This window comes from Acidihalobacter yilgarnensis (assembly GCF_001753245.1).
Lineage (GTDB): Bacteria > Pseudomonadota > Gammaproteobacteria > DSM-5130 > Acidihalobacteraceae > Acidihalobacter > Acidihalobacter yilgarnensis.
Map to the genome: position 1 here is coordinate 1562394 of NZ_CP017415.1, position 26629 is coordinate 1589022.

The 26629-nt window shown below is 58.2% G+C and carries 24 protein-coding genes, 2 tRNA genes, 3 pseudogenes and 1 other annotated feature; of the genes and pseudogenes, 21 read left to right on the forward strand and 8 right to left on the reverse strand.

Annotated features, from left to right (window positions below):
• Position 1: 1 nt before the first annotated feature.
• Together BI364_RS17330 and BI364_RS07515 are read left to right on the forward strand one after the other, a co-directional pair.
• Positions 2-292: pseudogene (locus BI364_RS17330) on the forward strand (integrase core domain-containing protein); the annotation flags it as partial.
• Positions 293-511: 219 nt separating this feature from the next.
• A complete protein-coding gene (locus tag BI364_RS07515) occupies positions 512-913 on the forward strand; it encodes a hypothetical protein (protein WP_070078211.1) in 402 nt (133 codons plus the stop codon).
• A gap of 123 nt (positions 914-1036) precedes the next feature.
• Here BI364_RS07515 and BI364_RS07520 read toward each other — a convergent pair.
• A protein-coding gene (locus BI364_RS07520) for an IS3 family transposase (RefSeq protein ID WP_156782661.1) occupies positions 1037-2265 on the reverse strand; the annotation gives its coding sequence in 2 pieces (ribosomal slippage) (positions 1037-1977 and positions 1977-2265; 1230 coding nt in all).
• Positions 1871-1987: a sequence feature (AL1L pseudoknot), on the reverse strand. It overlaps the preceding gene by 117 nt.
• 52 nt (positions 2266-2317) lie before the next feature.
• On the opposite strand from BI364_RS07520, the gene BI364_RS07530 reads away from it, so the two are divergent.
• From BI364_RS07530 to istB, 3 genes are all read left to right on the forward strand, one after another.
• On the forward strand, positions 2318-2581 hold the full coding sequence (locus BI364_RS07530) for a transposase (RefSeq protein WP_197495942.1): 264 nt from the start codon (positions 2318-2320) through the stop codon (positions 2579-2581).
• 190 nt (positions 2582-2771) lie between these two features.
• Positions 2772-4304: an IS21 family transposase gene (gene istA, locus BI364_RS07535; protein ID WP_083251223.1), complete on the forward strand. Its 1533-nt coding sequence runs from the start codon at positions 2772-2774 to the stop codon at positions 4302-4304.
• A 31-nt stretch (positions 4305-4335) separates the two neighbouring features.
• Positions 4336-5094, forward strand: a complete 759-nt coding sequence (gene istB, locus BI364_RS07540) for an IS21-like element helper ATPase IstB (protein WP_070078167.1) — start codon at positions 4336-4338, stop codon at positions 5092-5094.
• Between the two features lie 165 nt (positions 5095-5259).
• Here istB and BI364_RS17855 read toward each other — a convergent pair whose 3' ends face one another.
• Positions 5260-5424, reverse strand: a complete 165-nt coding sequence (locus BI364_RS17855; RefSeq protein WP_156782663.1) for a hypothetical protein — start codon at positions 5422-5424, stop codon at positions 5260-5262.
• 26 nt (positions 5425-5450) lie between these two features.
• Between BI364_RS17855 and BI364_RS18605 the strand changes: the two are divergent.
• The 4 genes and pseudogenes from BI364_RS18605 to BI364_RS17865 all read left to right on the forward strand — a co-directional run.
• Positions 5451-5741, forward strand: a pseudogene (locus BI364_RS18605) (transketolase-like TK C-terminal-containing protein); the annotation flags it as partial.
• An 86-nt stretch (positions 5742-5827) separates the two neighbouring features.
• Positions 5828-5995 carry a hypothetical protein gene (locus BI364_RS17860; RefSeq protein WP_233279594.1) on the forward strand — a complete coding sequence of 56 codons (168 nt, stop codon included), beginning with the start codon at positions 5828-5830 and terminating at the stop codon, positions 5993-5995.
• 161 nt (positions 5996-6156) lie between these two features.
• Positions 6157-6915 (forward strand): porin, encoded by a 759-nt coding sequence (locus tag BI364_RS07545; RefSeq protein ID WP_083251234.1) that lies wholly within the window; start codon positions 6157-6159, stop codon positions 6913-6915.
• A 61-nt stretch (positions 6916-6976) separates the two neighbouring features.
• Positions 6977-8127 (forward strand): annotated as a pseudogene (locus BI364_RS17865) (IS3 family transposase); the annotation flags it as partial.
• Between the two features lie 325 nt (positions 8128-8452).
• Here BI364_RS17865 and BI364_RS07560 read toward each other — a convergent pair.
• The 4 genes from BI364_RS07560 to BI364_RS07580 all read right to left on the reverse strand — a co-directional run bounded on the left by BI364_RS07560 (position 8453) and on the right by BI364_RS07580 (position 13037).
• Entirely contained in the window at positions 8453-9487 is a 1035-nt protein-coding gene (locus tag BI364_RS07560) for an IS630 family transposase (protein WP_070078216.1), read from the reverse strand.
• A gap of 475 nt (positions 9488-9962) precedes the next feature.
• Entirely contained in the window at positions 9963-11003 is a 1041-nt protein-coding gene (gene trfA, locus BI364_RS07565) for a plasmid replication initiator TrfA (protein WP_083251236.1), read from the reverse strand.
• 727 nt (positions 11004-11730) lie between these two features.
• Positions 11731-11806, reverse strand: a tRNA-Asn gene (locus BI364_RS07575).
• A 40-nt stretch (positions 11807-11846) separates the two neighbouring features.
• Positions 11847-13037 carry a pyridoxal phosphate-dependent aminotransferase gene (locus BI364_RS07580; protein WP_070079960.1) on the reverse strand — a complete coding sequence of 397 codons (1191 nt, stop codon included), beginning with the start codon at positions 13035-13037 and terminating at the stop codon, positions 11847-11849.
• Positions 13038-13123: 86 nt separating this feature from the next.
• Between BI364_RS07580 and uvrB the strand changes: the two genes are divergently transcribed.
• The 12 genes from uvrB to pnp all read left to right on the forward strand — a co-directional run bounded on the left by uvrB (position 13124) and on the right by pnp (position 25197).
• On the forward strand, positions 13124-15154 hold the full coding sequence (gene uvrB / locus BI364_RS07585) for an excinuclease ABC subunit UvrB (RefSeq protein ID WP_070078219.1): 2031 nt from the start codon (positions 13124-13126) through the stop codon (positions 15152-15154).
• A gap of 57 nt (positions 15155-15211) precedes the next feature.
• Positions 15212-15288, forward strand: a tRNA-Val gene (locus BI364_RS07590).
• A gap of 105 nt (positions 15289-15393) precedes the next feature.
• Positions 15394-17304 carry a threonine--tRNA ligase gene (thrS, locus tag BI364_RS07595; RefSeq protein ID WP_070078220.1) on the forward strand — a complete coding sequence of 637 codons (1911 nt, stop codon included), beginning with the start codon at positions 15394-15396 and terminating at the stop codon, positions 17302-17304.
• A 6-nt stretch (positions 17305-17310) separates the two neighbouring features.
• Positions 17311-17847 carry a translation initiation factor IF-3 gene (gene infC / locus BI364_RS07600; protein ID WP_197495944.1) on the forward strand — a complete coding sequence of 179 codons (537 nt, stop codon included), beginning with the start codon at positions 17311-17313 and terminating at the stop codon, positions 17845-17847.
• Positions 17848-17886: 39 nt separating this feature from the next.
• Positions 17887-18084, forward strand: a complete 198-nt coding sequence (gene rpmI, locus BI364_RS07605) for a 50S ribosomal protein L35 (protein ID WP_070078221.1) — start codon at positions 17887-17889, stop codon at positions 18082-18084.
• Positions 18085-18106: 22 nt separating this feature from the next.
• Complete coding sequence (rplT, locus tag BI364_RS07610) at positions 18107-18469, forward strand: 50S ribosomal protein L20 (protein WP_070078222.1); 363 nt, start codon at positions 18107-18109, stop codon at positions 18467-18469.
• Between the two features lie 110 nt (positions 18470-18579).
• Entirely contained in the window at positions 18580-19596 is a 1017-nt protein-coding gene (gene pheS / locus BI364_RS07615) for a phenylalanine--tRNA ligase subunit alpha (RefSeq protein ID WP_070078223.1), read from the forward strand.
• Between the two features lie 72 nt (positions 19597-19668).
• A complete protein-coding gene (gene pheT / locus BI364_RS07620; RefSeq protein ID WP_070078224.1) occupies positions 19669-22050 on the forward strand; it encodes a phenylalanine--tRNA ligase subunit beta in 2382 nt (793 codons plus the stop codon).
• A 3-nt stretch (positions 22051-22053) separates the two neighbouring features.
• Positions 22054-22350, forward strand: a complete 297-nt coding sequence (ihfA, locus tag BI364_RS07625; protein WP_070078225.1) for an integration host factor subunit alpha — start codon at positions 22054-22056, stop codon at positions 22348-22350.
• Complete coding sequence (locus tag BI364_RS07630; RefSeq protein WP_070078226.1) at positions 22334-22699, forward strand: MerR family transcriptional regulator; 366 nt, start codon at positions 22334-22336, stop codon at positions 22697-22699. The genes ihfA and BI364_RS07630 overlap by 17 nt, the downstream gene beginning before the upstream one ends.
• 109 nt (positions 22700-22808) lie before the next feature.
• Positions 22809-23078, forward strand: coding sequence for a 30S ribosomal protein S15 (rpsO, locus tag BI364_RS07635; protein WP_070078227.1), 270 nt, complete (start codon positions 22809-22811; stop codon positions 23076-23078).
• Between the two features lie 31 nt (positions 23079-23109).
• Positions 23110-25197 carry a polyribonucleotide nucleotidyltransferase gene (gene pnp / locus BI364_RS07640; protein ID WP_070078228.1) on the forward strand — a complete coding sequence of 696 codons (2088 nt, stop codon included), beginning with the start codon at positions 23110-23112 and terminating at the stop codon, positions 25195-25197.
• Positions 25198-25295: 98 nt separating this feature from the next.
• Here the strand turns inward: pnp and BI364_RS07645 are convergent, their stop codons facing one another.
• Entirely contained in the window at positions 25296-26345 is a 1050-nt protein-coding gene (locus BI364_RS07645; protein WP_322111773.1) for a hydrolase, read from the reverse strand.
• Positions 26284-26589, reverse strand: a complete 306-nt coding sequence (locus BI364_RS07650; protein ID WP_156782664.1) for a hypothetical protein — start codon at positions 26587-26589, stop codon at positions 26284-26286. Before BI364_RS07650 ends, BI364_RS07645 begins: the two co-directional genes overlap by 62 nt.
• Positions 26590-26629 lie beyond the last annotated feature (40 nt).

Below are 26629 nucleotides of genomic sequence, written 5' to 3' on the forward strand. Positions count from 1 at the left end.
TGGGGAGGATGTCAACAGCTCAGCTTTCATCGGAGTCCTCCAGCAGCAGCCTATCCAGATCAGCATGGATGGCAAAGGGTGCTGGCGGGACAACGTCTTCGTCGAACGGCTCTGGAAGACGGTCAAGTACGAGGAGGTCTACCTGCATGGCTACGATACCGTCTCCAGTGCTCGCTAGGTCTTGGCCCGTTACTTTGACTTCTACAACCGACGCCAGCCGCATTCCGCACTTGATGGTAAAACATCGGACAGCGCCTACTTTAATCCGCCGTTGCAGATAGCAGCAACCTAACCCACCCACAGAGGACTCGCTTAAAAAAACCGAAATACCGTCCAATTTACCGGGGCCATTTCTTCCGTGTGTGGGTTTCGGCCCATTTTCAGGACCTTGTAAATAACGCAAGCGCCCAAATAGATTTAGTTAGGCGCTTCATTCGATCAATTGACGGGGCGCCGGATCGGCGACTGCCGAAATGGGTATAATTTCACCCAACTGAATAGGAGGTACGCGATGGATTACAACGACGCCGAGCAGCAGGTTTCACAGATTCAAACGCAAGCGCAAGACGTCATGCAGCGCCTGCAGGCGGTCGCGCAGAAACTCCCTCAGAACGTTCCGGACGCAACCAGCGCTCGAGAACTGGCGATGGATCTGCGTGAGATCGCGATAGGGTTCAAGCAGCAGCAGCAACAGATGATGTTCATACTGCAACAGATGGGGCAGCATATCCAGGAACTGGAAAAGGCGGTGGACACACATCCCAATTCTCCGGTACAGACGCGTGGCTGGGGAGGGATGAGCAACAACTTAGGCGGCGGTGGTTTTATGGGCACATTGACCACCGGGCTAGGCTTGGGCGCTGGGATGGCCGTCGGTGAGGATCTGGTCGGCGATCTTTTTAACTTGTTCTAAAGTCGTCCAGAAGAGGTCGCTCCCCCCTTCACCATCCAGCGCGGTGGAAGTGTCTCAAACGTCGCTACCACACCCTGGCCGAAGTGAATCGCCCCGGGTATCGCGGAGGCTGTTTGGTTTAAGTTAAGCAGCTACCGCTGTTTGACGGTTGAGTTGCTCGTAATAGTTTGCCTCAGCTTCTGCGGGAGGTATATGACCCAGTGGTCCCATCAATCTTTGATGGTTAAACCACGAGACCCATTCCAAGGTCGCCAGTTCCACAGATTCCCGCGTCTTCCAAGGCCCTCGACGATGGATAAGTTCGGCCTTATACAGTCCGTTGATGGTCTCGGCCAGGGCGTTGTCGTAGCTGTCGCCCTTGCTGCCAACCGACGGCGCGATGTCTGCCTCGGCAAGCCGCTCACTGTAGCGGATGGAGACATACTGCGAGCCCCGGTCGCTGTGGTGGATCAGGGTATCCTCCGAGCTGGGCTGTCGGTCGTACAGCGCCTGCTCCAGGGCGTCGAGTACGAAGTCCGTGGTCATGCTGGTGCTGACACGCCAGCCCACAATGCGTCGGGCGAACACATCAACGACGAAGGCCACGTAGAGCCAGCCCTGCCAGGTTGAGACATACGTGAAGTCCGACACCCAGAGCTGGTTGGGGCGATCCGCCTGGAACTGACGATTGACCCTGTCCAGCGGGCAAGGTACCGATGTGTCAGGCGTCGTGGTGCGAACGATCTTGCCCCGACGTACGCCCTCCAGGCCCAGGCGACGCATGAGCCGCTCCACGGTACAGCGCGCTACGACAATGTCCTCGCGGTTCATCTGCTTCCAGACCTTCTCGGCACCGTAGACCTGCATATTGGCCTGCCAGACACGCTCAATATGCGGCATCAGCCATTCATCGCGCTTGGCCCTGGCGCTGCGCAGTTCCGGATTGCGCTGCCGTGCCGCATGACGCCGGTAAGCCGATGGGGCGACCTGCAACACGCGGCAGATCGGCTCGACCCCATAGGCATCCCGATGCTCGTCGATGTAGGCGTTCAGGACTTCAGCTTGCGGTCGAGCTCCGCTTGGGCGAAAAAAGCGCTGGCCGTGCGCAGGATGTCATTGGCACGCCGCAACTCCTTGATCTCGCGCTCCAGCTCCTTGATGTGCTGTGCCTCGGCTGTGGTCGTACCCGCGCGCGACCCGGCATCGATCTCTACACGCTTGACCCATTCATGCAGGGTGTTGGCCGAACAGCCGATCTTCGGGGCGATCGACTCCACCGCGGCCCACAGCGAGGGATACTCCCCGCGATGCTCCTGGACCATTCGCACCGCACGCTCACGGACCTCAGGGGAAAATTTGTTCAACTTGTTCATGGCTTCATTCTCTCAAGAGTTGAAGCCTCCTCAAAACCCGGGGCGATTCAAGATGGTTAAAACGACAATGGACGAGAGTCACTCCGTGTCGGTAGTTTCGCGCCAGTACGATGTCAATGCCAACCAGTTGTTCCGTTGGCGCGGGTATTACCAAGAGGGTCATTTGGACGACGGCGCGGGCACCAAGATGTTACCGGTAGCAATCCACGATACGCGTGGACCGAATGATGCCGCTGCCGCGCTCGCACCTGTCGGTTGCATTCACCGGTTAAATCCACACGCCAAAGCCGGCTGTCTGCCGCTGTCTATCGACTAAGTGCGTATTTCGCGGTCATTCGGCCACTGATTTCACGCTGATTCGGCCACCCATTTCACGCGCATTCGGCCACCCGTTTCACGGCCATTCGGCCACCCGTTTCACGGCCATTCGGCCACCCCGTGGGCAGGGGGTGACGCAGGACATCATCCACTAGGATCGACCCTTTTAACGGAGCGAAGGGGTCGAGATGGAGCGATTGTCCATGCGCAAGATTCGAGAAGTTTTACGACTGCGGTTCGAAGCGCAGTTGCCCGCCCGCCAGGTCGCCGAGAGCGTGCGCATCGCCCGCAGCAGCGTGGCCGAGTACGAGCGACGCTTTGCTGTCTCGGGTTTGAACTGGCCGCTGCCGGCGGGCTTGAGCGATACCGAGATCGAGCGTCGTCTGTTCCCGCCCGCGTCGGCGGTACCGGCCGCTACGCGCCCACTACCGGACTGGCCGGTGGTGCATCAGGAACTGCGCCGTCCCGGCGTCACTCTGATGCTGCTGTGGGAAGAGTACCGGGCGGCTTACCGCGACGGCTTCGCCTATACGTGGTTCTGTACCCACTACCGCCGTTGGGCCGGCAAGCTCGATCGGGTGATGCGCCAGACCCATCGTGCCGGCGAGAAGCTGTTCGTCGACTATGCCGGCCAGACGGTCGAGATCATCGACCAACACACCGGTGAGGTGCGTACCGCGCAGGTCTTCATCGCGGTGCTCGGGGCCTCCAACTACACCTACGCCGAGGCGACCTGGACACAGACGCTACCCGACTGGATCGGTGCGCATGTGCGGGCCTTTGAGTTCCTCGGCGGGGTGAGCGAGGTCGTCGTCCCGGATAACCTGCGTAGCGGCGTCAGCAAGGCGTGCCGTTATGAGCCGGACCTCAACCCCAGCTATGCGGAACTGGCCGAGCACTATGGCGTGGCGGTCGTCCCCGCACGCGTGCGCAAGCCGCGCGACAAGGCCAAGGTCGAGAACGCCGTGCTGGTGGTCGAGCGCTGGATCCTCGCCGCCTTGCGTCATCGCACCTTCTTCACGTTGAAGGAACTCAATGCCGCGATCGCGACCCTGCTGGAGCGGCTCAACAACCGCCCGTTCAAGAAGCTGCCCGGCACACGCCGTGAGGCCTTCGAACAGATCGATCAGCCCGCCCTGCGGGTGTTGCCCGCCACGCCCTATGTGTTCGCCACCTGGAAAAAGGTCCGGGTACACATCGACTACCACGTCGAGGTCGACGGCCATTACTACTCAGTGCCGTACGCCCTGGTCAGGCAACAGCTCGATGCCCGGCTGACCGCCCATACCCTGGAGTGCTTCCACAAGGGCCAGCGCGTCGCCAGCCATGTACGCTCCCCGGCCAAGGGCCGTCACACCACGATCACCGCGCACATGCCCAAGGCCCACCGTGAGTATGCCGAATGGACGCCGCAGCGACTGGTGCGCTGGGCCGAGAAAAGCGGTCCGGCCACCGCCGGGGTGATCAGCCAGGTCCTGTCCCGGCCGCATCCCCAGCAAGGCTTCCGCTCTTGCTTAGGGATCATGCGCCTGGGTGAACGCTTCGGTCAGGATCGCCTCGAAGCCGCCTGCCAACGCGCCCTGCTGCTCGGCGCCTGTCGCTACAAGAGCCTCGAATCGATCCTCAAGCGCGGTCTCGATCGCCAGCCTCTGCCCGAACAACAGGCACTGTCCTTACCCGAGGCGCACGACCATCTGCGTGGCCCCGGCTACTACCACTGATCCTTCACCCATCCAACAAGGGACACACACCATGTTGCACCATCCCACCCTGGACAAGCTCCAGCAACTGCGCCTGACCGGCATGCACAAGGCGCTGCGTGACCAACTCGCCTTGCCCGAGATCGAAGACCTGAGCTTCGAGGAACGCCTCGGCCTACTCGCCGACCGCGAACTGACCGAGCGTGAGGATCGCCGTCTACAGACGCGGTTGCGCCAGGCCAAGCTCAAACAAAACGCCTGCCTGGAGGACATCGACTACCGCACCCGGCGTGGCCTCGACAAAGGCCTGATCACCCAACTGGCCACCGGCCAATGGATCCGTGAGGGTCTCAATCTGCTGCTCCTGGGTCCCACCGGCGTGGGCAAGACCTGGATCGCCTGTGCACTCGCCCAGCAGGCCTGTCGGCAGGGTTTTACCACTCGCTACCTGCGGGCCCCCAGGCTGTTCGAGGATCTGCAACTCGCCCACGCCGATGGGCGCTTCCCCAAGCTCATGGCCAGCCTCGCCAAAACCGACTTGATCGTGCTCGACGACTGGGGCCTCGGCCCGCTGGACGCCACCGCACGGCGTGATCTGCTGGAACTGCTCGACGACCGCCACGGCCAGCGCGCCACGCTCGTGACCAGCCAGTTACCGGTCGAGCACTGGCACGAGATCATCGGCGATCCCACCCTAGCCGATGCCATCCTCGACCGCCTCGTGCACAACGGCTATCGAATCACCCTCAAGGGCGAATCAATGCGCAAACGGCGAGCCAGGAACTTGACCGTCTCCACCGACTCCGAGTAACAATGCAAACCCTGCGTCGCTTCGCTCCGACTGCCCCGGCCGAATCACCGTGAAACAGGTGGCCGAATAAATGCGAAACAGGTGGCCGAATCACGCGAAATACGCAGACTAAGCGTTTTTGATAACAGGTCGCGAATAGTCATGGCTTCACGCAATAGGCTGGTGTCAACCAGAAAGTTCTACCAACGTCATCAGTTCAGAATCACCCAATCCGAGTGCCTGCTCGACGACATCAATCTTCAGTTCATCAATGACGGTTTTGATCAGCGTTATGATAGCGGCGGCCAGACTAGCGGCATAACCTGGGGGAGCACTTATCGTGCTGTCCAATTTCCGGGGTCCATTTCTTCCTGCTGCTGGCGACGGGCAGCGAAGTGGCGTTGTGCATTGCCGCGCGGGAACAACTGATGCGTGACGGCATCCAGGCCCGCGTCGTCAGCATGCCATCGTGGGAGCTGTTCGAGGCTGAATCCGAGGCCTACCGCGACAGCGTGTTACCGCCAGCGGTGACGGCGCGTGTCTCGGTCGAGGCCGTGTCGCCGCTGGGCTGGGAGCGCTATGCAGGGCAACGCGGGGCCATTCTCGGCATGCGTACGTTTGGCTTGTCAGCGCCGGGCAAGGTCGCCGAAGCGTATTTTGGTTTTGACGTTGCGCACGTCGTGGCAGCTGCCAGGCAGCAACTGAAGCGCCAATCATCGGCCATGTCGGGAACACAGCGTTCAACGAAGCGCATGTGCATTCCATCACGCAGGCCATCTGCCAATACCGTAAGGCGCATAGCATTGACGGGCCACTGTTCATGGGCATCGATACGCATGCGTTGTCAGAACCAGCAAGCGCAAGCGCGCTGGAGGTTCTGGCGGCCAATGGTGTCGAGGTGATGCTGGCCTTGAATCAATAACATGATTCTTACGTTGCGTTTAACTATCACAGCGCAATGTTGCTAATACGCAACACTGTGTTATTTATGAGCTATATCGATTGCGCTGGGTTGAGTTTGGATGTATATAGACCGCGTATGCTCGGTCGAGCATGCCATAGCGCATAACCTTTGCAGGTACCATGACGGGGACCGCGATTGCGGGTCGTCTAGATACTCCGATGAAAATGTTAGGACGTAGCGTCGATCTTTTCGGTGACCAGATTGGTGACAGCCGAGATCTGATTTCCGGTCAGGTCATTACGGGCGCGTCAGCGAATCAAACACTGACCTACGCCAACAATACGAAGGGTTTCGACCTGCGCACTCCGCAGACCGTCGCCTATTCGTCGCCCACTGTTGGTGGTTTTTCCGCTATGGGAGCCTACGGGATGGATGGCGGTGTCAACAATGTTGCTATACACAGCGGATTGATCAAGTATTCCATGGGCCCCGCGATGATCGGTTTGGCTTACGAAAACCATGGCAAGGGACTTTATTACAACCCCTCTACCAACCCACAGGCAACAAACTCAGAAACTGCAATACGCTTGGCTGGCTCTTATCGGGTCAGTGGATTTAAATTTGTTGGGCTTTATGAACACCTCAATCACTTAGGCGCATTACAGAACGTAGCTTATGATAATGGCAATCTAGCCAAAGCCACCGTCAATGTCTATGGGCTTGGCGTAGCTTATACGATGGGATCCAATGTGTTTAAGACACAGGTCTATCAGTCCAATCCAGAAGGGACACACAACAATTCCACGCTTTGGGCTATAGGCGCTGAGCATCATTTCAGCCAACGAGTCATGGCATTTGTGGATTATGCCGCAGTCAAGAATCAGAGCGAGATCGCCAACGCGCCTTGGTTTGGTGGCAAAGAATACGGCTCCTTATAGTGGACCCTGATTTTCAGACAATAAATCAAGGTGGTAACCTGCTGCAATTGAGGAGCAGGTGATGAGTGAGTCGAAGCGCAAGACTTTTACGGATGAGTTCAAGGCCAAGGTCGCACTTGAAGCGATCCGAGGCGTCAAGACGGTGAGCCAAATTGCCCAGGAATTTGGCGTGCACCCGACGCAAGTCGGTGCTTGGAAGAAGTTGCTGCAAGAAGAGGCATCGAGTTTATTTGATGCCAAGCGTGGCCCAAAACCTGCCGACCCGTCAGCCAGTCCGGAGCGCCTGTATTCTGAGATCGGGCGATTGAAGATGGAGCTGGACTGGCTGAAAAAAAAGTCCGGGATCAGCCAGTAGAAACACGCAAGCAATGGGTCGGTGCCATCGAACCACTGGCACTGACCCGCCAATGCGAACTGGCGGGCGTCAACCGCTCAACGGTCTATGCGCCACAAAAGGCTGTAAGACCGGACGAGCAGGAATTGAAGTTGCTGGGACTGATTGACGCTGAATACACGCGGCATCCGTTTTACGGCAGCCGCAAGATCAAGCGTTACCTGCGTGGCTTGGGGTACAAGATCAACCGCAAGCGAGTGCAGCGACTGATGGGCATACTGGGCCTTGCCGGCATGGCGCCGGGGCCGAATACCAGCCGTCCGCACCCGCAGCACAAGGTTTATCCGTATTTGCTAAGGGGCGTGAATGTGATCCGTCCCAATCAGGTATGGAGTACGGATATTACGTACATCCGCCTGCTGCGTGGGTTTGTGTACCTGGTGGCGGTGATCGACTGGTACTCGCGTAAAGTGTTGTCATGGCGGTTATCGAATACGCTGGATAGCGGATTCTGTGTGGACTGCCTGGAGCAAGCATTGCAGGCCTATGGCACGCCGGAGATATTCAACACCGACCAGGGCTGTCAGTTCACCAGCGAAGCGTTTACGGGTGTGCTGTTGAAAGAAGGGATCACGATCAGCATGGACGGACGCGGTCGGGCATTGGATAACATCTTTGTGGAACGGCTCTGGCGCAGCGTCAAACACGAAGACGTGTATTTGAAAGGCTACGCCACGATGCCTGACTTGCTGATCGGATTGACGGAATACTTCGTGCTTTACAACACGGAAAGACCGCACCAGTCACTGGACTATGAAACACCGGATCAGGTATACCGAACAGCAATTGGCGGCGGCGCAAGGATTGTGGACAAATACAGAGAGAAAGAAAAATCTCACCCCAAAATAGCAACAAAAAAAGAAACCGAAAACCGGGGCAGCGCCGTTCCGCTGCACATGAAAGGTTACCCTCTTAAACTCGATGCGTTATTGCCTTGACGGAGGGGTCCACTGTACCTACGTGGGCCAGAACAGTGGCGCTGCTACGTATACGGTCGCCCCCGGCAAGAACCCTTCAGCGATTTCAACGGGGATGATGATCGCGTTCTATACTAAATTAATTGATGTGGAATTGGTGGTCAGAAATTTGCGTTTAACCACTATTGTTGAGATAGTTAGTCCTTCCTAACGTTGCTGCTTTTACTCAGCAGTCAGTAATATAGGCAACACTTGGATGCCTGAAGAACGAGCGGATCAGATTCGGCTGTGCGGCCATGTTGGCGAGTTGAAACTGGATGCGATCTTCCAGACGTTCTCCGGCACGCAACGGCCGGCGGGCATTGCCCGTGCGCTTGGCGTGACTCCAGACCAGCTCGTCGGGATTGAGTTCGGGGGCATAGCCGGGCAGGAAGTGCAACGTCAACTTGCCCTTTGACTTGGCGACATACGTTTTGACGGCGCGGGTCTTGTGCGCAGGCAGATTATCGAGGATCAGATGCAGCGGCTTGCGTCGGCCGCGCATCAGGCGCTGTAGGAAGGTCACGAACAGGTCGCCGTTCAAGCCGCCCTTGTAAGTCGCGAACCAGAACGCCCCCTTGGCACTGACCGCCGAGGCGGCACTGATCCCTTGCCGTTGTCCGGGCACCGAGACGACCGGCGTGTGTCCTTTGGCGCCCCAGGTCTTGCCGTGCACCGAGTCGGCACGAAAACCTGACTCGTCCCAAAAATAGATATCGGCCTTGTCCCGCTTGGCTTGGCGGGCAATCGCCGGATAGGTTTCCCGTTGCCAGCGCTCGATCGCGTCAGGGTCCCTCTGATACGCACGCTGGAGTGGCTTTTGCGCAGTCAAGCCGACCCGCGCCAGCAACGCGCCCACTGAGGCCAAGCTCAGCGAAACGCCCAATCGCTGTGCGATCAGTTCGCGCACGATCTGGCGTGTCCATAAACCGAAGTCGAAGCCATACTGCCGCGGGTTCTTGCCGTTGACCCACCGGAACACTTGCCGTCCTTGGGCATCGGTCAACTTCCTGCGCCGCCCGGGTGCCCGCCGCAACTGCAGGGCCTGCTTGCCTTGGCCGCGCCCGCGCGCCTTCAGCCGTACCTTGTACGCCCAAGTCCGGTGCATCCCGAACGACGCCGAGACCGCTGCCGGCGATTCGCCTTCCGCCATCCGCTCCAGCGCCATGAAGCGCATCGCTTCCAGCGTCTCGCGGGTCAATGTCCGTCCATCGTTCTTCATGCCCAATTATGACCGAAGTCGACGCCATTTGTTCCCTAATCTACTGACTTATGAGTAATTCGAGCACAACGGTGCGTCGGGTGTGAACAATTGCGGTTTTTATATATCAGTACGGCGCGGAATGCAAAAGGTTTAGTGCTTTGATTTAGCAGATTAATTACGCCTTACGGTATGGTTAAGAATACGGTAAGGCGTAGCATTGTGTTTTCTCTAAATAACGTGCGTAATATTTGGTATATCCAAATTTTTTTAATTATTGTTTTTTTGCTTTTTTCACCTGAAAAACCGAGCAGGGGAGCGCGCCCGCAAGGCGTGGGGACGCAGCCCCTGGGGGGGCGAGTCCGCGAGGGAGCAAAGCGAGCGAGGAGGGGGGGCAGCATGCCCCCCCTGCGGACTGCGAGTCTGGCAAGACGAGCGATTAGAAATAGATTAACAATAAGATTAGCGTGATCCACAGCGACTTCTGAAAGCCCCGTCACCACTCGCTTGAAGACAAGTTCTCGTGATGGCTTTCCCCGCTGCTGGAACGGCATCCTCCCGCTGCTGGAACGGTAGCGCCCCCGCTGCTGGAACGGCATCCTCCCGCTGCTGGAACGGTACTACCCCCGCTGCTGGAACGGTATTGATCGCTGCGCTTTCTTCTCTTTCTCCTGACGTGTACCAACTCGCCACGCAGCTCGAAGATAAATGACTCGCCTTGGCTAGCAGTTGCTGCTTCCACGGCTCGCATTGCCTTCCTCAACTTTTCTCGGAAGTGGTCAACGCGAGCCGCCTCGCTGCCTGATAGCCTGTGGAGCGTCGCGACCTTGAGCGCAAACGGCTGTGCATGAGTCGAGTAGAATCCGAGGAGCCATTGAGCAAGCTGATGTCCCCTCAGCGCGTGTCTTGCTGCCCATTCGACCCTGGTAAATTGGTCAGTAGAAAAAAGTGGCCGCAACTCAGGGTCCAGCCGGATGACCCACTTTTGCGTTTCCTCATCCTTCACCGCCCCAGCGATTAGGCCGCCAATGTAGCTGTAGCGCCCTTGGGTTAGCTCCAGTGCATTCGCCCGCAGGCGCGTGATCTGTTCATGCAGCGTCGCCCGGTTCTTCCCTGTGTCTGATTTGCCCATGATTTTCAACAAGGCGTACGACGTGACGCGGCACTCAGTCCCTAATTCCTGGAGGCGGACGGCGTGAAGCACGCTTTCCCACACGTCCAAGTCACTTTGGTCTAGACTTTCGCCCGTATAGCGGATCTCAATTCCATCCAAGGCTGCAATCTGTTCGCCCTTCAGATAGCGCCGCCGCCCTTTTCTCACGACCCCGAACAAGGCGGATCTCAAAAAACCGTTCGGAATTGCCCGGACTGGCGCGGGCCAGAACGGCAATTGACATGGATCAGCTGGAGCAATCCCCCGATCCGAAACCCCAGCCTCCAATTTGTACTTTCTGGCCCGCGCAAGTGCGCGCTCCTCAAATTTAGCTAGGCCTTCCCTGGTTAAGGTGTCATGTTTTGAACCTGGGAGAGAACTCATACCCCGCCTCGCGTAGAAGGCGCTGCAGGCTTTTTCCTTGGTCTCCCTCGGCCTTGCCTTCGGTCAAGCCCGTCGACCCAGTCATGAACGTCCTGCGGCCGCCAACGAACATTGCGGCCGATCCGAACTGGGCGGGGCACCAAATCCCAGCGGGAAGCGGAAACGGAGTTATATACGCCGCCTACTGAACAGCGAAGGTGATGTGCTAAATCTTCAGCGTCCCAGAGAAGGGGCGGGGGAGGAGGGGTGGGAGGTGGTTCGGTTGAGCTGTGAGAAGAGGGAGACGAAGCCGATGGCGAGGGGGCAGGGTCGCCAGAGCCAGAGTCAGAAGATCCAGAGGAAGCGCGCGACGACCGGCTTGCACGTACCTGGCTGCGCCTCGCTCGTGACCGTGGGGCTCGCCGGGCGGGTTGTCTGGGCTGTAAACCTGCAGACTTACGCTCGCTGCCGCATTGGCGGTCCCTGATATGCCGCATATCAAATTCACGCTGCTGCTCGAATGAGCTCCGCGCGTAACGCCCAGGGTCTTTCAAAACTCGCTGTAGTAACGAACTCATCATTGGTATCCCTTATTAAATTGCGGCATATACCGCGTAGGGATTATTTCTCATGAATTCGAATGAGGCAAAAGGTTCTGGTATGAAACGCGGCAGCTAAGTGGGAGTGTCCCAAAAGTGCCCCAAAACGAAAAACGGCGCCCCATGGACGCCGTAAGTCGTTGATTATATGGCTCCCCAGCGCGGACTCGAACCACGGACCCGGTGATTAACAGTCACCTGCTCTACCAACTGAGCTACTGGGGAATTGCAAGACGGCGAATCTTAATGGACCCTCAGACGACGGTCAAGCCACCTTCAGACTGACCGCTATACGACGGAGCGCTTCTTCCAGATTGGCCGTGCTGGTGGCGAAGGAGAGGCGGATGTGGCCCGCCGCACCGAAGGCTGAGCCCGGTACGACCGCAACGCCCGCGGCGTCCAGCAGATGCTGCGTGAAACCGATGTCGTCCTCTACGCCCGGCAATTGCTTGATTGCGCCGGTCACATTCGGGAAGGCGTAGAAGGTGCCGGCAGGGGCCAGGCAGCTGATGCCGGGAAGCGCATTGAGGCGTTCGCTGACCAATTGCTGACGTTGTTCGAAGGCGCGACGCATGGTTTCGACGCAAGCCTGATCGCCATCCAGGGCAGCGGCTGCGGCCGCCTGGGCGATCGAATTGGGGTTGGAAGTGCTCTGCGACTGAATTTTTTTCATGGCGCCAATCAGCGTCTTGGGGCCTGCCGCATAGCCAATACGCCAGCCGGTCATCGCATAGGCTTTGGATACGCCGTTCATGATGACGGTACGCTCGGCGAGCTCGGGGCAGACGTTGAGCAGGTTGGTGAAGCGGGTATCGCCGAATAGGATGGGTTCGTAGATGTCGTCCGATGCGATGACGATCTGCGGGTGGCGCGTGAGCACCTCGCCGAGGCCGGCAAGTTCGGACGCGCTGTAGGTGGCGCCGGTCGGGTTGGATGGGCTATTGATGACCACCAAGCGCGTGCGCGGGGTGATTGCCGCCTCGAGCTGGGCCGGTGTGATCTTGAAGCCCTGTTCCTGGCCGGCGAAAACGGGCACTGGTGTGGCGTCCGCAAGCAGTACGATATCCGGGTATGAGACCCAGTAGGGCGCGGGGATAACGGCTTCGTCACCGGGATTCAACAGCGCTTCGCAGAGATTGTAGAAGCTCTGTTTGGCGCCGTTGGATGCGAGTATCTGTTCCGGCGCGAATGCGAGGCTGTTGTCACGGCGGAATTTGCCGATGATGGCAGCCTTGAGGGCGCCGGTGCCGTCAACGGCGGTATAGCGCGTCTGTCCAGCGTGCATGGCTTCGATGGCGGCCTCCTGGATGTGACTCGGCGTGTCGAAATCCGGTTCGCCGGCACTGAGGCTGATGATATCGCGTCCCTGGGCCTTGAGTTGGGCGGCGAGCGCCGTGACGGCTAGGGTGGGCGAGGGTTTGATGCGTTGGACGCGATGCGCCAGTTGTATATCCAAGGCGGAGGTTCCACTGTTGAATTGGGGTAGACTGAGCTGCATATGATACTCAAACAACCAAGCTGGGATAAGGGCTCTAGGACGCGATGAGCGAGTTGTTCAGATTGGAGACGGATTATTCGCCGGCGGGAGATCAGCCGGCGGCGATTGCCGCGCTGGTGGAGGGCATTGAGGCTGGTTTGGCGCACCAGACGCTGCTGGGCGTGACCGGTTCGGGCAAGACCTTCACGATTGCCAACGTGATTCAACAGGTGCAGCGTGCGACCGTGGTCCTGGCGCCAAATAAAACTCTCGCGGCTCAACTTTATGGCGAGATGAAGGCCTTCTTTCCGCACAATGCGGTGGAATATTTCGTCTCCTATTACGATTATTACCAGCCAGAAGCCTATGTGCCGGCCAGCGATACCTTTATTGAGAAGGATGCGGCCGTCAACGACCACATCGAGCAGATGCGCCTTTCTGCTACCAAGGCGCTGCTCGAGCGCCCGGATGCGATCATCGTGGCGACGGTATCGGCCATCTATGGCTTGGGTGACCCCGGTGCGTATCACAAGATGGTGTTGCACCTCAATCGTGGCGAACGTATCGATCAGCGGCAGCTCCTGCACCGCCTGACTGAGCTGCAATACACCCGGAATGACGTCGAATTGCGTCGCGGTACCTATCGCGTGCGTGGCGAAGTCATCGATATTCGCCCCGCGGAATCTGAAATCGAGGCGGTGAGGGTGGAGCTGTTCGATGACGAAATCGAACAGCTCTCCTACTTCGATCCGCTGACGGGCGAGATTTTGCGCCGTATCCCCCGACTGACAATCTATCCAAAAACGCATTATGTGACGCCGCGCGAGACCTTGCTCGATGCCGTGGATCACATCAAGGACGAGCTCAAGCTGCGCTTGGTCGAATTGCGTGAACAGGATCGTCTGGTCGAAGCCCAGCGACTCGAACAACGGGTTCGCTTCGACGTTGAGATGATCATGGAGCTAGGCTACTGCTCGGGAATTGAGAATTACTCGCGTTATCTATCCGGTAGGGGGGTGGGGCAACCGCCTCCTTGTTTGTTGGACTACCTCCCGCAAGATGCCCTGATGGTCGTCGATGAGAGTCATGTCACCGTGCCGCAGCTCGGAGCGATGTACAAGGGCGACCGTTCGCGTAAGGAGACGCTGGTGCAGTACGGGTTTCGGCTGCCATCGGCCATGGATAACCGTCCGCTGCGTTTCGAAGAGTTCGAGCAACTGACACCACAAAGCATTTTCGTTTCGGCCACGCCTGGGCCCTATGAGTTGAGCCATTCCGGTGCAGTGGTCGAGCAGGTGGTCAGGCCGACGGGCCTGGTTGACCCGCTCATCGAAATCCGGCCGGTGGCGGGGCAGGTGGACGATGTCATGTCCGAGATCATGCAAAGAGCCAAGCGCAACGAGCGCGTATTGATTACCACGTTGACCAAGCGCATGGCCGAGGACTTGACCGAGTATCTGATGGAGCATGGTGCTCGGGTGCGTTACCTGCATTCGGATATCGATACCGTCGAACGATCCGAGATTATCCGTGATCTGCGATTGGGTGAGTTCGATGCCCTGGTCGGTATCAACCTGTTGCGCGAGGGGTTGGACATGCCAGAAGTGTCGCTGGTTGCGATCTTGGATGCGGACAAGGAAGGGTTTTTGCGCTCGGAGCGATCATTGATCCAGACCATCGGACGAGCAGCCCGCAATCTCAAGGGCATGGCCATTCTGTATGCCGACGTGATCACGGGCTCCATGCGCCGCGCGATCGACGAAACCGATCGCCGTCGTCTCAAGCAGACCGCTCATAATGAACGGCACGGTATAGTGCCAAAGGGTGTCAGCAAGCGCGTGGCAGACGTGATGGAGGGCGCGTATCCGGGCAGTCGTCGCGAGAATCGGCGTCGTGAGCGCGCGGGCGTGGCGGAGGCGCATGAGTCATATGCAAAGCTGTCGCCGGAGGCCGCGCTCAAGCATATCGAGGGCCTAGAGAAAGAAATGTATGGCCATGCACGGAATCTGGAGTTCGAGGAGGCCGCGCGCCTCCGCGACCGCATTCATCAGCTGCGTGAGCGAGCCCTGGGCGCGGTGAATGTCGGCGTGGAATGATTGCCGTCACGGGCTTGCGGAAAGCCCGTGCGGCGGGTAAGATGCGTGCTCTTTTGCAGGCGCGTAGCTCAGTTGGTTAGAGCACCACCTTGACATGGTGGGGGTCGTTGGTTCGAGTCCAATCGCGCCTACCAATGCTTCGAAAAAGGCTGTTGTGTCGCCGGGGAGCTTGCCCGCGATGCTGCAGCCTTTTGTTTGTGGCCAGTGGCCCCTCGTATAGGTCACTCTTGGAGAACGCCATGCCTGTGATTACCCTGCCCGATGGCAGCGACCGTCATTTTGATTCCCCGGTTTCCGTAGGCGAGGTCGCCGCCAATATCGGCGCTGGCCTAGCCAAGGCGGCGCTGGCCGGCCGCGTTGACGGACTTCTGGTCGATCTGTCCCACGTGATCGAGGCGGATGCCAAGGTCGCTATCGTGACCGCCAAGGATGAGGATGGCCTGGAGGTCATTCGGCATTCGACCGCGCACCTGCTTGGTCAGGCGGTGAAGGCGCTGTTTCCTGATGCACAGGTGACCATCGGTCCGGTGGTCGACAACGGTTTTTATTACGACTTTGCGTATTCCCGCTCGTTTACGCCCGAGGATGTGGAGGCGATCGAGGCCAAGATGCACGAACTGGCCTCGCAGGATCTACCGGTGACGCGCAGCGAAATGTCGCGCGCCGAGGCGATCACCTTCTTCCGCAAGATGGGCGAGGAATACAAGGCACTGATTATCGAGAGTATTCCCACCGGCGAGGTGTTGTCGCTCTATAGCCAGGGCGAGTTCATCGATCTGTGCCGTGGGCCCCATGTGCCGAGTACCGGCAAGCTGGGTGCATTCAAGCTGACCAAGTTGGCTGGCGCTTATTGGCGCGGCGATGCCAATAACGAGATGCTACAGCGTATCTACGGTACCGCCTGGGCGGACAAAAAGGCGCTGAAGGCCTATCTGCGGCAATTGGAAGAAGCGGAGAAGCGCGACCATCGGCGGATCGGCAAGCAGCTCGACCTGTTCCATCTGCAGGAAGAGGCGCCTGGCATGGTCTTCTGGCACGCCAAGGGCTGGAGTATTTGGAATACGGTTGAGCAGTACATGCGCCGCGTCTATGTCGCATGCGGTTACCAGGAAGTGCGTAGTCCTCAGGTTGTCGATGTGTCGTTGTGGAAGCGCTCCGGGCATTGGGAGAATTACAAGGAACACATGTTCTTCACGGAGTCGGAGAAGCGCGAGTACGCGCTTAAGCCGATGAATTGTCCGTGCCATGTGCAGATATTCAATCATGCCTTGCGCAGTTACCGCGATTTGCCGATGCGTTACGGCGAGTTCGGCGCTTGCCATCGCAACGAGACCTCGGGCGCACTGCACGGCATCATGCGTGTACGCGGTTTCACTCAGGATGATGGTCACATTTTCTGCACCGAGGCGCAGATCGAGGAAGAGGTTGCTGCCTTCCACGAACAGGCGATGAAGGTATACGCCGACTTCGGCTTCAGCGACGTTTCGGTTAAAATCGCCCTGCGGCCAGATTTGCGGCTTGGCTCGGACGAAGACTGGGACAAGGCCGAGGGTACGTTGCGCAATGCGTTGCGCCGCTGCGGCGTTGAATGGGTGGAGTTGCCTGGCGAAGGCGCTTTTTATAGTCCGAAGGTCGAATATCACCTCAAGGATGCGATCGGGCGCGAGTGGCAGGTCGGCACTATCCAGGCCGACTATCACATGCCACTCAAGCTGGATGCGGAGTACATCGACGAGCATTCCCAGCGTAGAACGCCAGTGATGCTGCATCGAGCGATTCTCGGTTCTCTGGAGCGTTTCATTGGCATTCTGATTGAGCATCACGAAGGGCGTTTCCCGCTTTGGCTGGCGCCGGTTCAGGCAGTGGTGATGAATATCACCGATCGACAGGCGGAATTTGCTCGAGAGGTGACCGAAACCTTGGCCGAGCAGGGATATCGGGTCATCGATGACTTGAGAAATGAAAAGATTGGCTTTAAGATTCGCGAGCACACGCTTAAGCGTGTCCCCTTTCTATTGGTTGTTGGGGACCGTGAGGCTGACGAACGTACCGTTTCAGTGCGCACGCGAGAAGGCGAAGACCTCGGTTCAATGACCTTGGATGCCTTCCTTCGGCGGCTCGCCGAAGAGCCTGCGCCAAACGGGCATTGAGTGTAATTGGAGGAGCGACGTATCAGCGCGCAGAAGAACGTACGACTGAATGGTGAAATAGCCGTTCGTCAGGTCCGACTGATTGATGCCGAGGGCGAAAATCGCGGGGTTGTATCGATAGAGGAAGCCCTGAGATTGGCGGAAGAGGCCGAACTGGACCTCGTCGAAATTGTGCCCAATGCCGATCCACCCGTTTGCCGGGTGATGGACTATGGCAAATTCAAGTTCGAGCAGAGCAAAAAGGCGGCTCAGGCGCGCAAGAAGCAGAAGCAGGTTCAGGTCAAGGAAGTTAAGTTCCGGCCTGGCACCGAGGATGGCGATTATCGGGTCAAGCTGCGTAACCTGATGCGTTTCCTCGAGGAAGGCGACAAGGCCAAGATCACCATACGGTTTCGTGGTCGCGAGATGGCTCACCAGGAACGCGGTATGCAGTTATTGAGTCGCGTGGAAGGCGATCTCGGGGAGTTGGCTAGCGTGGAACAGCGGCCGAAGATGGAGGGGCGGCAAATGGTGATGGTGCTCGCCCCCAAGAAAACGTCGTAGGCCGGTGGCCTGCGCAAGCAGACGCGGAGTAGAAAGGCAATGCCCAAACTGAAGACCAATCGTGGTGCGGCCAAGCGCTTCAAGCGCACGGCTTCCGGCCGTTTCAAGCGCGGCCAGTCGCACCTGAACCACATACTGACCAAGAAAAGCACCAAGCGGAAGCGTCACTTGCGTTCGATAAGCCTCGTCGCCAAATGCGATACGCCGGCCATCAAGCGCATGCTTCCGTATAGCTGATCGGCGCGAGAGGATATAAATAATGCCCCGAGTAAAACGTGGTGTCACCGCACATGCGAGACACAAGAAAGTTCTGAAGCAAGCCAAGGGTTATTACGGCGCACGCAAAAATGTGTACCGGGTAGCCACGCAGGCCGTTACCCGAGCCGGCCAGTATGCCTATCGCGATCGCCGCCAGCGGAAGCGTCAGTTCCGTGCTCTGTGGATTGTGCGCATTAACGCTGCGGCGCGTCAGTTCGATCTGTCCTACAGCCGTATGATGGATGGTCTGAACAAATGTGGTATCGAACTGGATCGCAAGGTGCTTGCTGATCTCGCCGTCCATGATCTGGTGGCGTTCGGTCGTGTTGCCGAGCAAGCCAAGGCTGCCCTCGTTACCGCTTGAACCACGCGGTTCGCGATGTGGGGTAAAAGCACACATCGTGTTTCGGGCGTAAAGGGGAAAGGCCTGCCTTTCCCCTTTTTATTTGGGTTTAAGCTTAAGGAAAGCGTAGCGTGGAGTTGGATGCGTTGAAGCAAGAAGCCCTGTCCCGGGTGGGCGAGGCTTGCGATCTGGGGGCGCTAGATGCGCTGCGGGTAGAGTATCTTGGCAAGAAAGGCATACTGACCGAGCAGCTTAAGCGTCTGGGTGGTCTGCCCGCAGATCAGCGGCCCGAAGCGGGTCTTGCCATCAATGCGCTCAAACAGGAGGTGGCTGAAGCCATCTCGTCCCGACGGCTTTCGCTTGAAGATACAGCATTACGAACGCGCCTCAATGCAGAGCGCGTCGATGTCAGCTTGCCTGGACGCGGCCAGGAAGTCGGAGGCCTGCATCCGCTGACGCGGACCATTGAGCGCATCAAGTCATTGCTTGCCCAAGCTGGCTTCGTGACCGAGGAAGGTCCGGAAATTGAGGATGATTTCCATAACTTCGCGGCTCTCAATATCCCGAGCAATCATCCCGCGCGTGCTATGCACGACACCTTTTATTTCCCTGATGGACGCCTACTGCGCACGCAGACGTCACCTGTGCAAATTCGTGTGATGGAGAATCAGGAGCCGCCGCTGCGGTTTATTGCCCCTGGCAGGGTTTACCGCTGCGATTCGGATCTCACCCATAGCCCGATGTTCCATCAGGTGGAGGGTTTGGCCGTTGACGAGGGCATCACGTTTGCCGACCTCAAGGGCGTGCTGGGTGATTTCCTGCGCGCCTTCTTCGAGCAGGAGGACCTGCGTACGCGTTTTCGTCCATCCTACTTCCCGTTCACGGAGCCTTCTGCCGAAGTCGACATCGAGTGTGTGCATTGCCGTGGCAAGGGTTGCCGCGTCTGTGGTCATACCGGTTGGATCGAGGTGCTCGGCAGCGGCATGGTGCACCCGAACGTATTCATGCAAGTCGGAATCGACGCGGAGCGTTATACCGGTTATGCCTTCGGCATGGGCGTCGAGCGTTTGGCCTTGCTTCGCTATGGCGTGACCGACCTGCGGCTGTTTTTCGACAACGATCTGAGATTCCTGCGTCAATTCGGTTGAACGCATCGGCTACTACATTCTGTAGTCGCTTCATCGAAGTTATTCAATATCAGTTAATCAGGGCGAACAAGCATGCGTTTGAGCGAGCATTGGCTAAAGGAATGGTTGCCGGATCTTGCGGAGGATGCTGAGACTCTGGGCAGACGACTGACCATGGCCGGCCTTGAACTCGATGGTATCGAGCCTGCGGCTCCGCCATTTAGTGGGATTGTCGTCGCGCAAGTGCGTTCGGTCGAACCGCATCCAGACGCCGATCGTTTGCGTATCTGTCAGGTTGACGCAGGGGATGGGCAGACGGTGCAGGTGGTTTGCGGTGCGCCGAATGTGCTTGCAGGCATGTATGTTCCATTTGCCAGGGTTGGTGCCGTGTTGCCCGGCGATCTGCGTATTAAGGCGGCCAAACTGCGTGGCGTCGAATCGCAGGGCATGCTGTGCTCTGCGGCAGAGCTGGGTTTGGCTGAAACCAGCGATGGTTTGATGTCACTCCCGAAAGACTTCGTATTGGGACAGGATCTGCGTGAAGCCCTGAATCTAAACGACAGCGTGCTTGAGATCGACTTGACGCCCAACCGTGCAGACTGCCTCAGTGTGCTGGGCATCGCGCGTGAGCTGTCCGCGCTGGAGTCGACACCACTGCGGCCGATGGATTTCATCGAGGTGGCGGCACAGAACGATGCGGTACTGCACGTGCGCCTGGATGTGCCAGAGGCCTGTCCGCGTTACGTTGGACGCGTGATACGGGGCGTAGATGCCAGCGCCCAGGCTCCCTTATGGCTGCGCGAGCGGTTGCGCCGCAGCGGTGTGCGCAGCATCAGTTCGGTGGTTGACGTTACCAATTACGTGATGCTCGAGCTGGGTCAGCCGATGCATGCCTTTGATTTATCTCGCTTGAGCGGTGACATTCGTGTGCGTATGGCGCGATCGGGGGAGCGGATCGATCTGCTCAACGATCAGGCCGTGGAATTGCGTGACGACACATTGGTGATCGCCGATGACGCCGGAGCCTTGGCTGTCGCGGGCATTATGGGTGGGTCGTCCAGCGCGGTGGTCGGTACCACCCAGGATGTTTTTCTCGAAAGTGCGTACTTCTCGCCAGATGCAGTGACGGGCCGGGCGCGTGCATTGGGTTTGCATACGGAATCGTCCCATCGGTTCGAGCGTGGCGTAGATCCCGCGCTTCAGCGTACGGCTATGGAGCGCGCGACGGCGCTGATTATTGAAATTGGCGGTGGTGCTCCTGGGCCGCTGACCGAGGTTTGTTCGGAGGCGCACCTGCCAGTGCGCGTACCGATCAATCTGCGGCGTGCGCGCATCGAGCGATTGCTGGGTGTGCGTTATGAGGATGCGCAGATTGCCGGTATGTTGACCGCCTTGGGTTGCGTGCTTAACGAAACGGCTGAGGGTTGGTGTGTGGTGCCTCCTTCGCATCGTTTCGATCTTTCGATTGAGGTCGATCTGATCGAGGAATTGGTCCGTGTGCATGGATATGACCGGATTCCAGAGCGTCATATGCCGGTTAGGCCTGGCATCGTAGTCGAACCGGAGGCTGCTGTTTCGGTGCACCGGCTGCGAGAGCTTCTGTGTGGGCGAGGATATCGCGAGGCGATTGCCTACAGTTTTATTGAGGCATCGCTTGCAAAGCGCTTTGCGCCGGATGCGACCCCTATCGTATTGAGCAATCCTTTATCTGCAGAATTGGCCGTAATGCGACCGAGTCTATGGCCGGGGCTGGTGAAGGCGCTGGCATACAATGCCAATCGTCAGCAGAGTCGTGGTCGTTTATTTGAGACGGGTTTGAGGTTTTCCTCGGAATCGCTTGATAACGAACAAGAATCCATGATTTCCGGGGCCGCTTATGGTCCGGTGGAACCCCTCCAGTGGGGGCAGGGATCGCGAGAGATCGATTTTTTCGATATCAAGGGTGATGTTGAAGCCTTGCTGGCACTGGCGGGGCGTGCGGAAGAAGTGGTCTTCGTGGCAGATCGGCATCCTGCGCTGCATCCCGGTCAGTCGGCTCGGATCGAGCGGGGAGGCGAAGTGATCGGTTGGATGGGGATGCTGAGTCCAGATCTGGAGAAGGCATTGGGCCTGGAGCGCCCGATCGGGCTGTTCGAACTGCGCCTCACGCCTTTGTGTCAGGGTAAGCTAGCCCGCTTCACGCCATTGTCGCGCTTCCCGGCTACACGCCGTGATCTTGCCGTGCTGGTTGACGATTCGGTGCCTGCCGAAGCGCTGATGGCAACAATTCGCGGCTTGGCAATCGATGAGCTGCAGGAATTGCAGTTGTTCGACGTCTACACGGGTGAGGGCGTCCCATCTGGTCGAAAAAGCATCGCTTTCGGCTTGATTTTACAGGGATTAACGAGCAGTCTTACGGACCAGATGATCGAAGCGATAATCAGCCGGGTCGTCAAGGAACTTGAAGGCAGGCTTGGGGCGATACCAAGGGGGTAATCCATGGCTTTAACCAAGGCGGACATGGCCGAGCGCCTGTTCGAAGAGCTGGGATTGAACAAGCGCGAAGCCAAGGATTTCGTGGAAATGTTCTTCCAGGAATTGAGCGACGCGCTGGAGAAGGGGGAAGAGGTCAAGCTTTCCGGTTTTGGTAACTTTTCCCTGCGCGACAAGCGCCAACGGCCCGGGCGCAACCCAAAGACAGGCGAGGAGATCCCGATCACCGCGCGGCGTGTCGTAACCTTCCGCCCCGGACAGAAGCTCAAGGCAAGGGTAGAGGCCTATGCTGGAGGCGAGTAACAATAACGAGTTGCCGCCGATTCCCACCAAGCGTTATTTCACGATTGGCGAGGTTAGCGAGCTGTGTGACGTGAAACCGCATGTGCTGCGCTATTGGGAGCAAGAATTTCCGGCACTCAAGCCAGTCAAGCGGCGCGGCAACCGCCGTTACTACCAGCGCCAAGACGTGATTTTAATCCGCCAGATACGTAGTCTGTTGTACGAACAGGGATATACGATCGGCGGCGCCAGACTCAAGCTGGAGAGCGCTGAGTCCAAGGCAGATAGCACCCAAAGCCAACAAATCGTGCGTCAATTGCGTTCAGAACTCGAAGCCTTGCTGCAGGAACTCAAGCATCTGGATGGCTGATTTGCCGTGGACGTAACCAGCATCGTTTCTATGTGATTATGATCTTGAGGCGTGCTAGAATGCCCGCCCTCTACGTATAACCGTTTTTCTTGGTGGGAGTTGTTATTAGATGTCGCTGACCATGGAAGATAAGTCCAACATCGTTGGCAAGTTTCAGCGGGCCGAGGCCGATACCGGGTCGCCCGAAGTGCAGGTGGCGCTGTTGTCTGCGCGGATCAGTTATTTGACCGAGCATTTCAACACGCACAAGCACGATCACCATTCGCGCCGTGGGCTTCTGAAGCTGGTTAACCAGCGCCGCAAGCTACTCGACTATCTGCGCGGGAAGGACCAGCAGCGCTACCAGTCGCTGATCAGCGAACTCGGCTTGCGCCGATAATCCCGCCCGACCTCTCGCTTAGGAATGGAACGTGCCAGCCATTAAAAAGTCCTTCCAGTACGGTGATCGCACCGTCGTAATTGAAACGGGTGAAATTGCCCGCCAGGCTGACGCAGCCGTCATCATCAACGTGGACGATACTGTTGTCCTAGTCACGGCCGTCGCGCAGAAGCATGCGATCCCGGGGCGCGACTTCTTCCCACTGACCGTTAACTACCAAGAACGCACCTATGCTGCCGGGCGTATTCCGGGAGGGTTTTTCAAGCGCGAAGGTCGTCCAAGCGAAAAGGAAACCCTGACCTCGCGGCTGATTGATCGCCCGTTGCGTCCGCTGTTTCCGAAGGGCTTCTTCAATGAAGTCCAAGTTGTCGCCACGGTTATGTCGGTGAACCCTGAAGTCGACCCGGACGTCGTCGCCATGCTGGGTGCCTCAGCTGCGGTCGCCTTGTCCGGCATGCCGTTTAAGGGACCAATCGGCTGTGCCCGCGTCGGTTACAAGGACGGCACGTACCTGCTTAATCCGAGTAATTCCGCGCTCAAGGAATCCGAGCTAGATCTCGTCGTTGCCGGCACCGAACATGCTGTGTTGATGGTCGAATCCGAGGCACATGAATTGTCCGAGGAGGTCATGCTTGGCGCCGTGATGTATGGTCACGAGCAGATGCAGGCCGCGATTGCCGCGATTATGGAGCTGGTTGCCGAGGCGGGTAAGCCCGCTTGGGATTGGCAGGCGACTCAGACCAATGAGGCATTGCTGGATCAGGTGCGTGCTCGCTGTGAGAGCGATCTGTCGACGGCCTACCAGATTGCAGAAAAACTGTCGCGCCAGACGCGTGTTGCTGAATTGCGCAATCAGGTGATCGGGGAGTTGGCGGTTGCAGAAGGTGAAGGTCCCAATGCTGACGACGTCGCCAATGCCTTCGCCAAGATCGAAAAAATGCATGTGCGCGGTCGTATTTTGGCCGGTGAACGCCGTATCGATGGCCGCGATACCACCACGGTACGCCCGATCACCATCCGTACCGGCGTAATGCCCCGTACCCATGGCTCCGCCTTGTTTACACGTGGTGAGACTCAGGCCATCGTGACTTGTACCCTAGGGACGGAGCGCGACTCTCAGATTATCGACGCGATCGAAGGTGAGCGCCGTGAGCGCTTCCTGCTGCATTACAACTTCCCGCCTTATTGCGTGGGGGAGACCGGTATGGTCGGCTCTCCGAAGCGCCGTGAGATCGGGCATGGTCGTCTGGCCAAGCGTGGGATCCAGGCCGTGATGCCGGACGAGAAATCGTTCCCCTATGTGGTTCGCGTGGTCTCCGAGATTACTGAATCCAATGGCTCCAGCTCCATGGCTTCGGTTTGCGGTACTAGCCTCTCGTTGATGGATGCCGGTGTGCCGCTGAAGGCGCCTGTCGCGGGTATTGCAATGGGCCTGATCAAGGAAGGGGAACGCTTTGCGGTACTGAGCGATATCCTGGGCGACGAGGATCACCTTGGCGACATGGATTTCAAGGTAGCCGGTACCGAATCCGGTGTTACCGCCCTGCAGATGGATATCAAGATCGACGGGATCACCCGCGAGATCATGGAGCGTGCACTGGGCCAGGCCCGTGATGGGCGTATCCATATTCTCGGCAAGATGGCCGAAGTGATTTCTGCACCGCGTACCGAGATGTCGGCTTACGCACCCCGCTACGTCACCATGCGTATCAACCCCGAGAAGATCCGGGATGTGATCGGCAAGGGTGGTAGCGTGATTCGTTCGATCACTGAGGAAACAGGCGCGACAATCGACATCGATGATGATGGCAGCATTCGTATCGCTTCCGTCGACAAGGCGGCCGGCGAAGAGGCGCGTCGTCGTATCGAAGAGATCACCGCGGATGTCGAAGTAGGGCACATCTACGAGGGGCGAGTCGCCAAGATCATGGACTTTGGTGCCTTCGTTACCATCCTGCCTGGTCGTGACGGTCTGGTGCATATCTCGCAGATTTCCGACGAGCGCGTGGAGAATGTCTCCGACAAGCTTTCCGAGGGCGACGTGGTTCGCGTCAAGGTGCTGGAGGTGGATAAGCAGGGACGTATTCGCCTGAGTATCAAGGCGATCGAGGCAGCCTGATTTAGCGATTGCTTGGCAGTAGATTAAGAGGGGGCCGCAAGGCCCCCTTTTTTTATATGCGCTTTTCAGCGTGGGTGAGACACGTTACAGGTCGTGCGCTACGCTTTGTCCACGCGTTTCGCTTCCTTCGGTCTAGTCATCATCGTCATTAACCATTCGGACAAATGTCGTTCGAGCCACGGGCGCCTCAAGCCGGGAATCGGGCCGCTGATAAACCCGACGTGCCCGCCACTGCGCATCAATTCCAGACGAATGCTGGGCGAAAGCTCATCATGGCTCGGAATACCACTTGCGAGCAGGAAAGGATCGTTGCGCGCCTGCACGATCAGGGTTGGGGTGACGATATGGCGGAGCCAAGGCCGACAACTGGCGCGGGTATAGTAATCATCGACGTTCTCGAAGCCATGGAGCGGCGCGGTGATGCGATCATCGAAATCACGTAACGTTCGCAGGTGTAAAAGCGCATTGCACGTTATAGGTGGCGCGATACCGGTGAGGTGCAGCTTGCGCAATTGTCCTTTGCGCAAGGGACGCAGCAGATAGGACTGGTAGATTCGTGAGAAGCCACGCTCCAGGCGGTCGGCGGCCGCATGCAGGTCGAAAGGCACCGAAATCGCCGCAGCTGCTGCAAGTGGGTTGACCGCGCCGGTCTCACCCAGCCACTTCAGCAACACGTTGCCGCCGAGGGAGAAGCCGATCGCGCCGATCGCTCGCTCTGGAGCATGGGCCTGTAGGCGCGCGACAACTGCTGCGACATCCTGAGTATCGCCTGCATGGTACGCACGTGCCAGGCGGTTGGGCTCACCACTACAACCTCTGAAATGCATGATAATTATCTCGAACCCGGAAGTTTGAAGCACAGGGACGAGGCGTCGGATATAAGCCGAGTCACTGGACCCTTCCAGCCCATGCAGTATCAGAACGAGTGGCCCTGCGGATGAGGGGCTCCAATCCAGATCGATGAAATCCCCATCGGATAACTCGAAGCGCTCACGGCGGAGGTTGAGTCTGTGTGAGCGGGCGAAAACGAAGGGCCAAAGTGTCTGCAGATGGGCGCCGGGTAGCCACCAAGCGGGGTGGAAACGTTTATCCGGCATCGCCGCTTGCGGGGTGTGGGCTAAACAGTGGCAGCTCGTGACGCCGTGCATTGGCGGCGAGAAAGGCGCCTCGCCCGGCGTGTGTCCGGTCGAGTTGTGCCCGGTATTCCGAGGGTTCACCGAGCAGGGTGGCGAAGTAGACTTCCAGCTCGCTGGGTGCCACGCGCGGATACCCATAGGGGGTATCCGGCGCGGCACGCCAGAAGAGCCGCGGGGCCCAATTATGCGCCATGATTTCGGGGCGTGTTGACCAATCGCGCAGCTTGCGCGCGAGGGCAGAGTCGTCGATTTCCATGGGCATGTTGTATGGGATGGTCGTGATGTTTCAAGCCTGC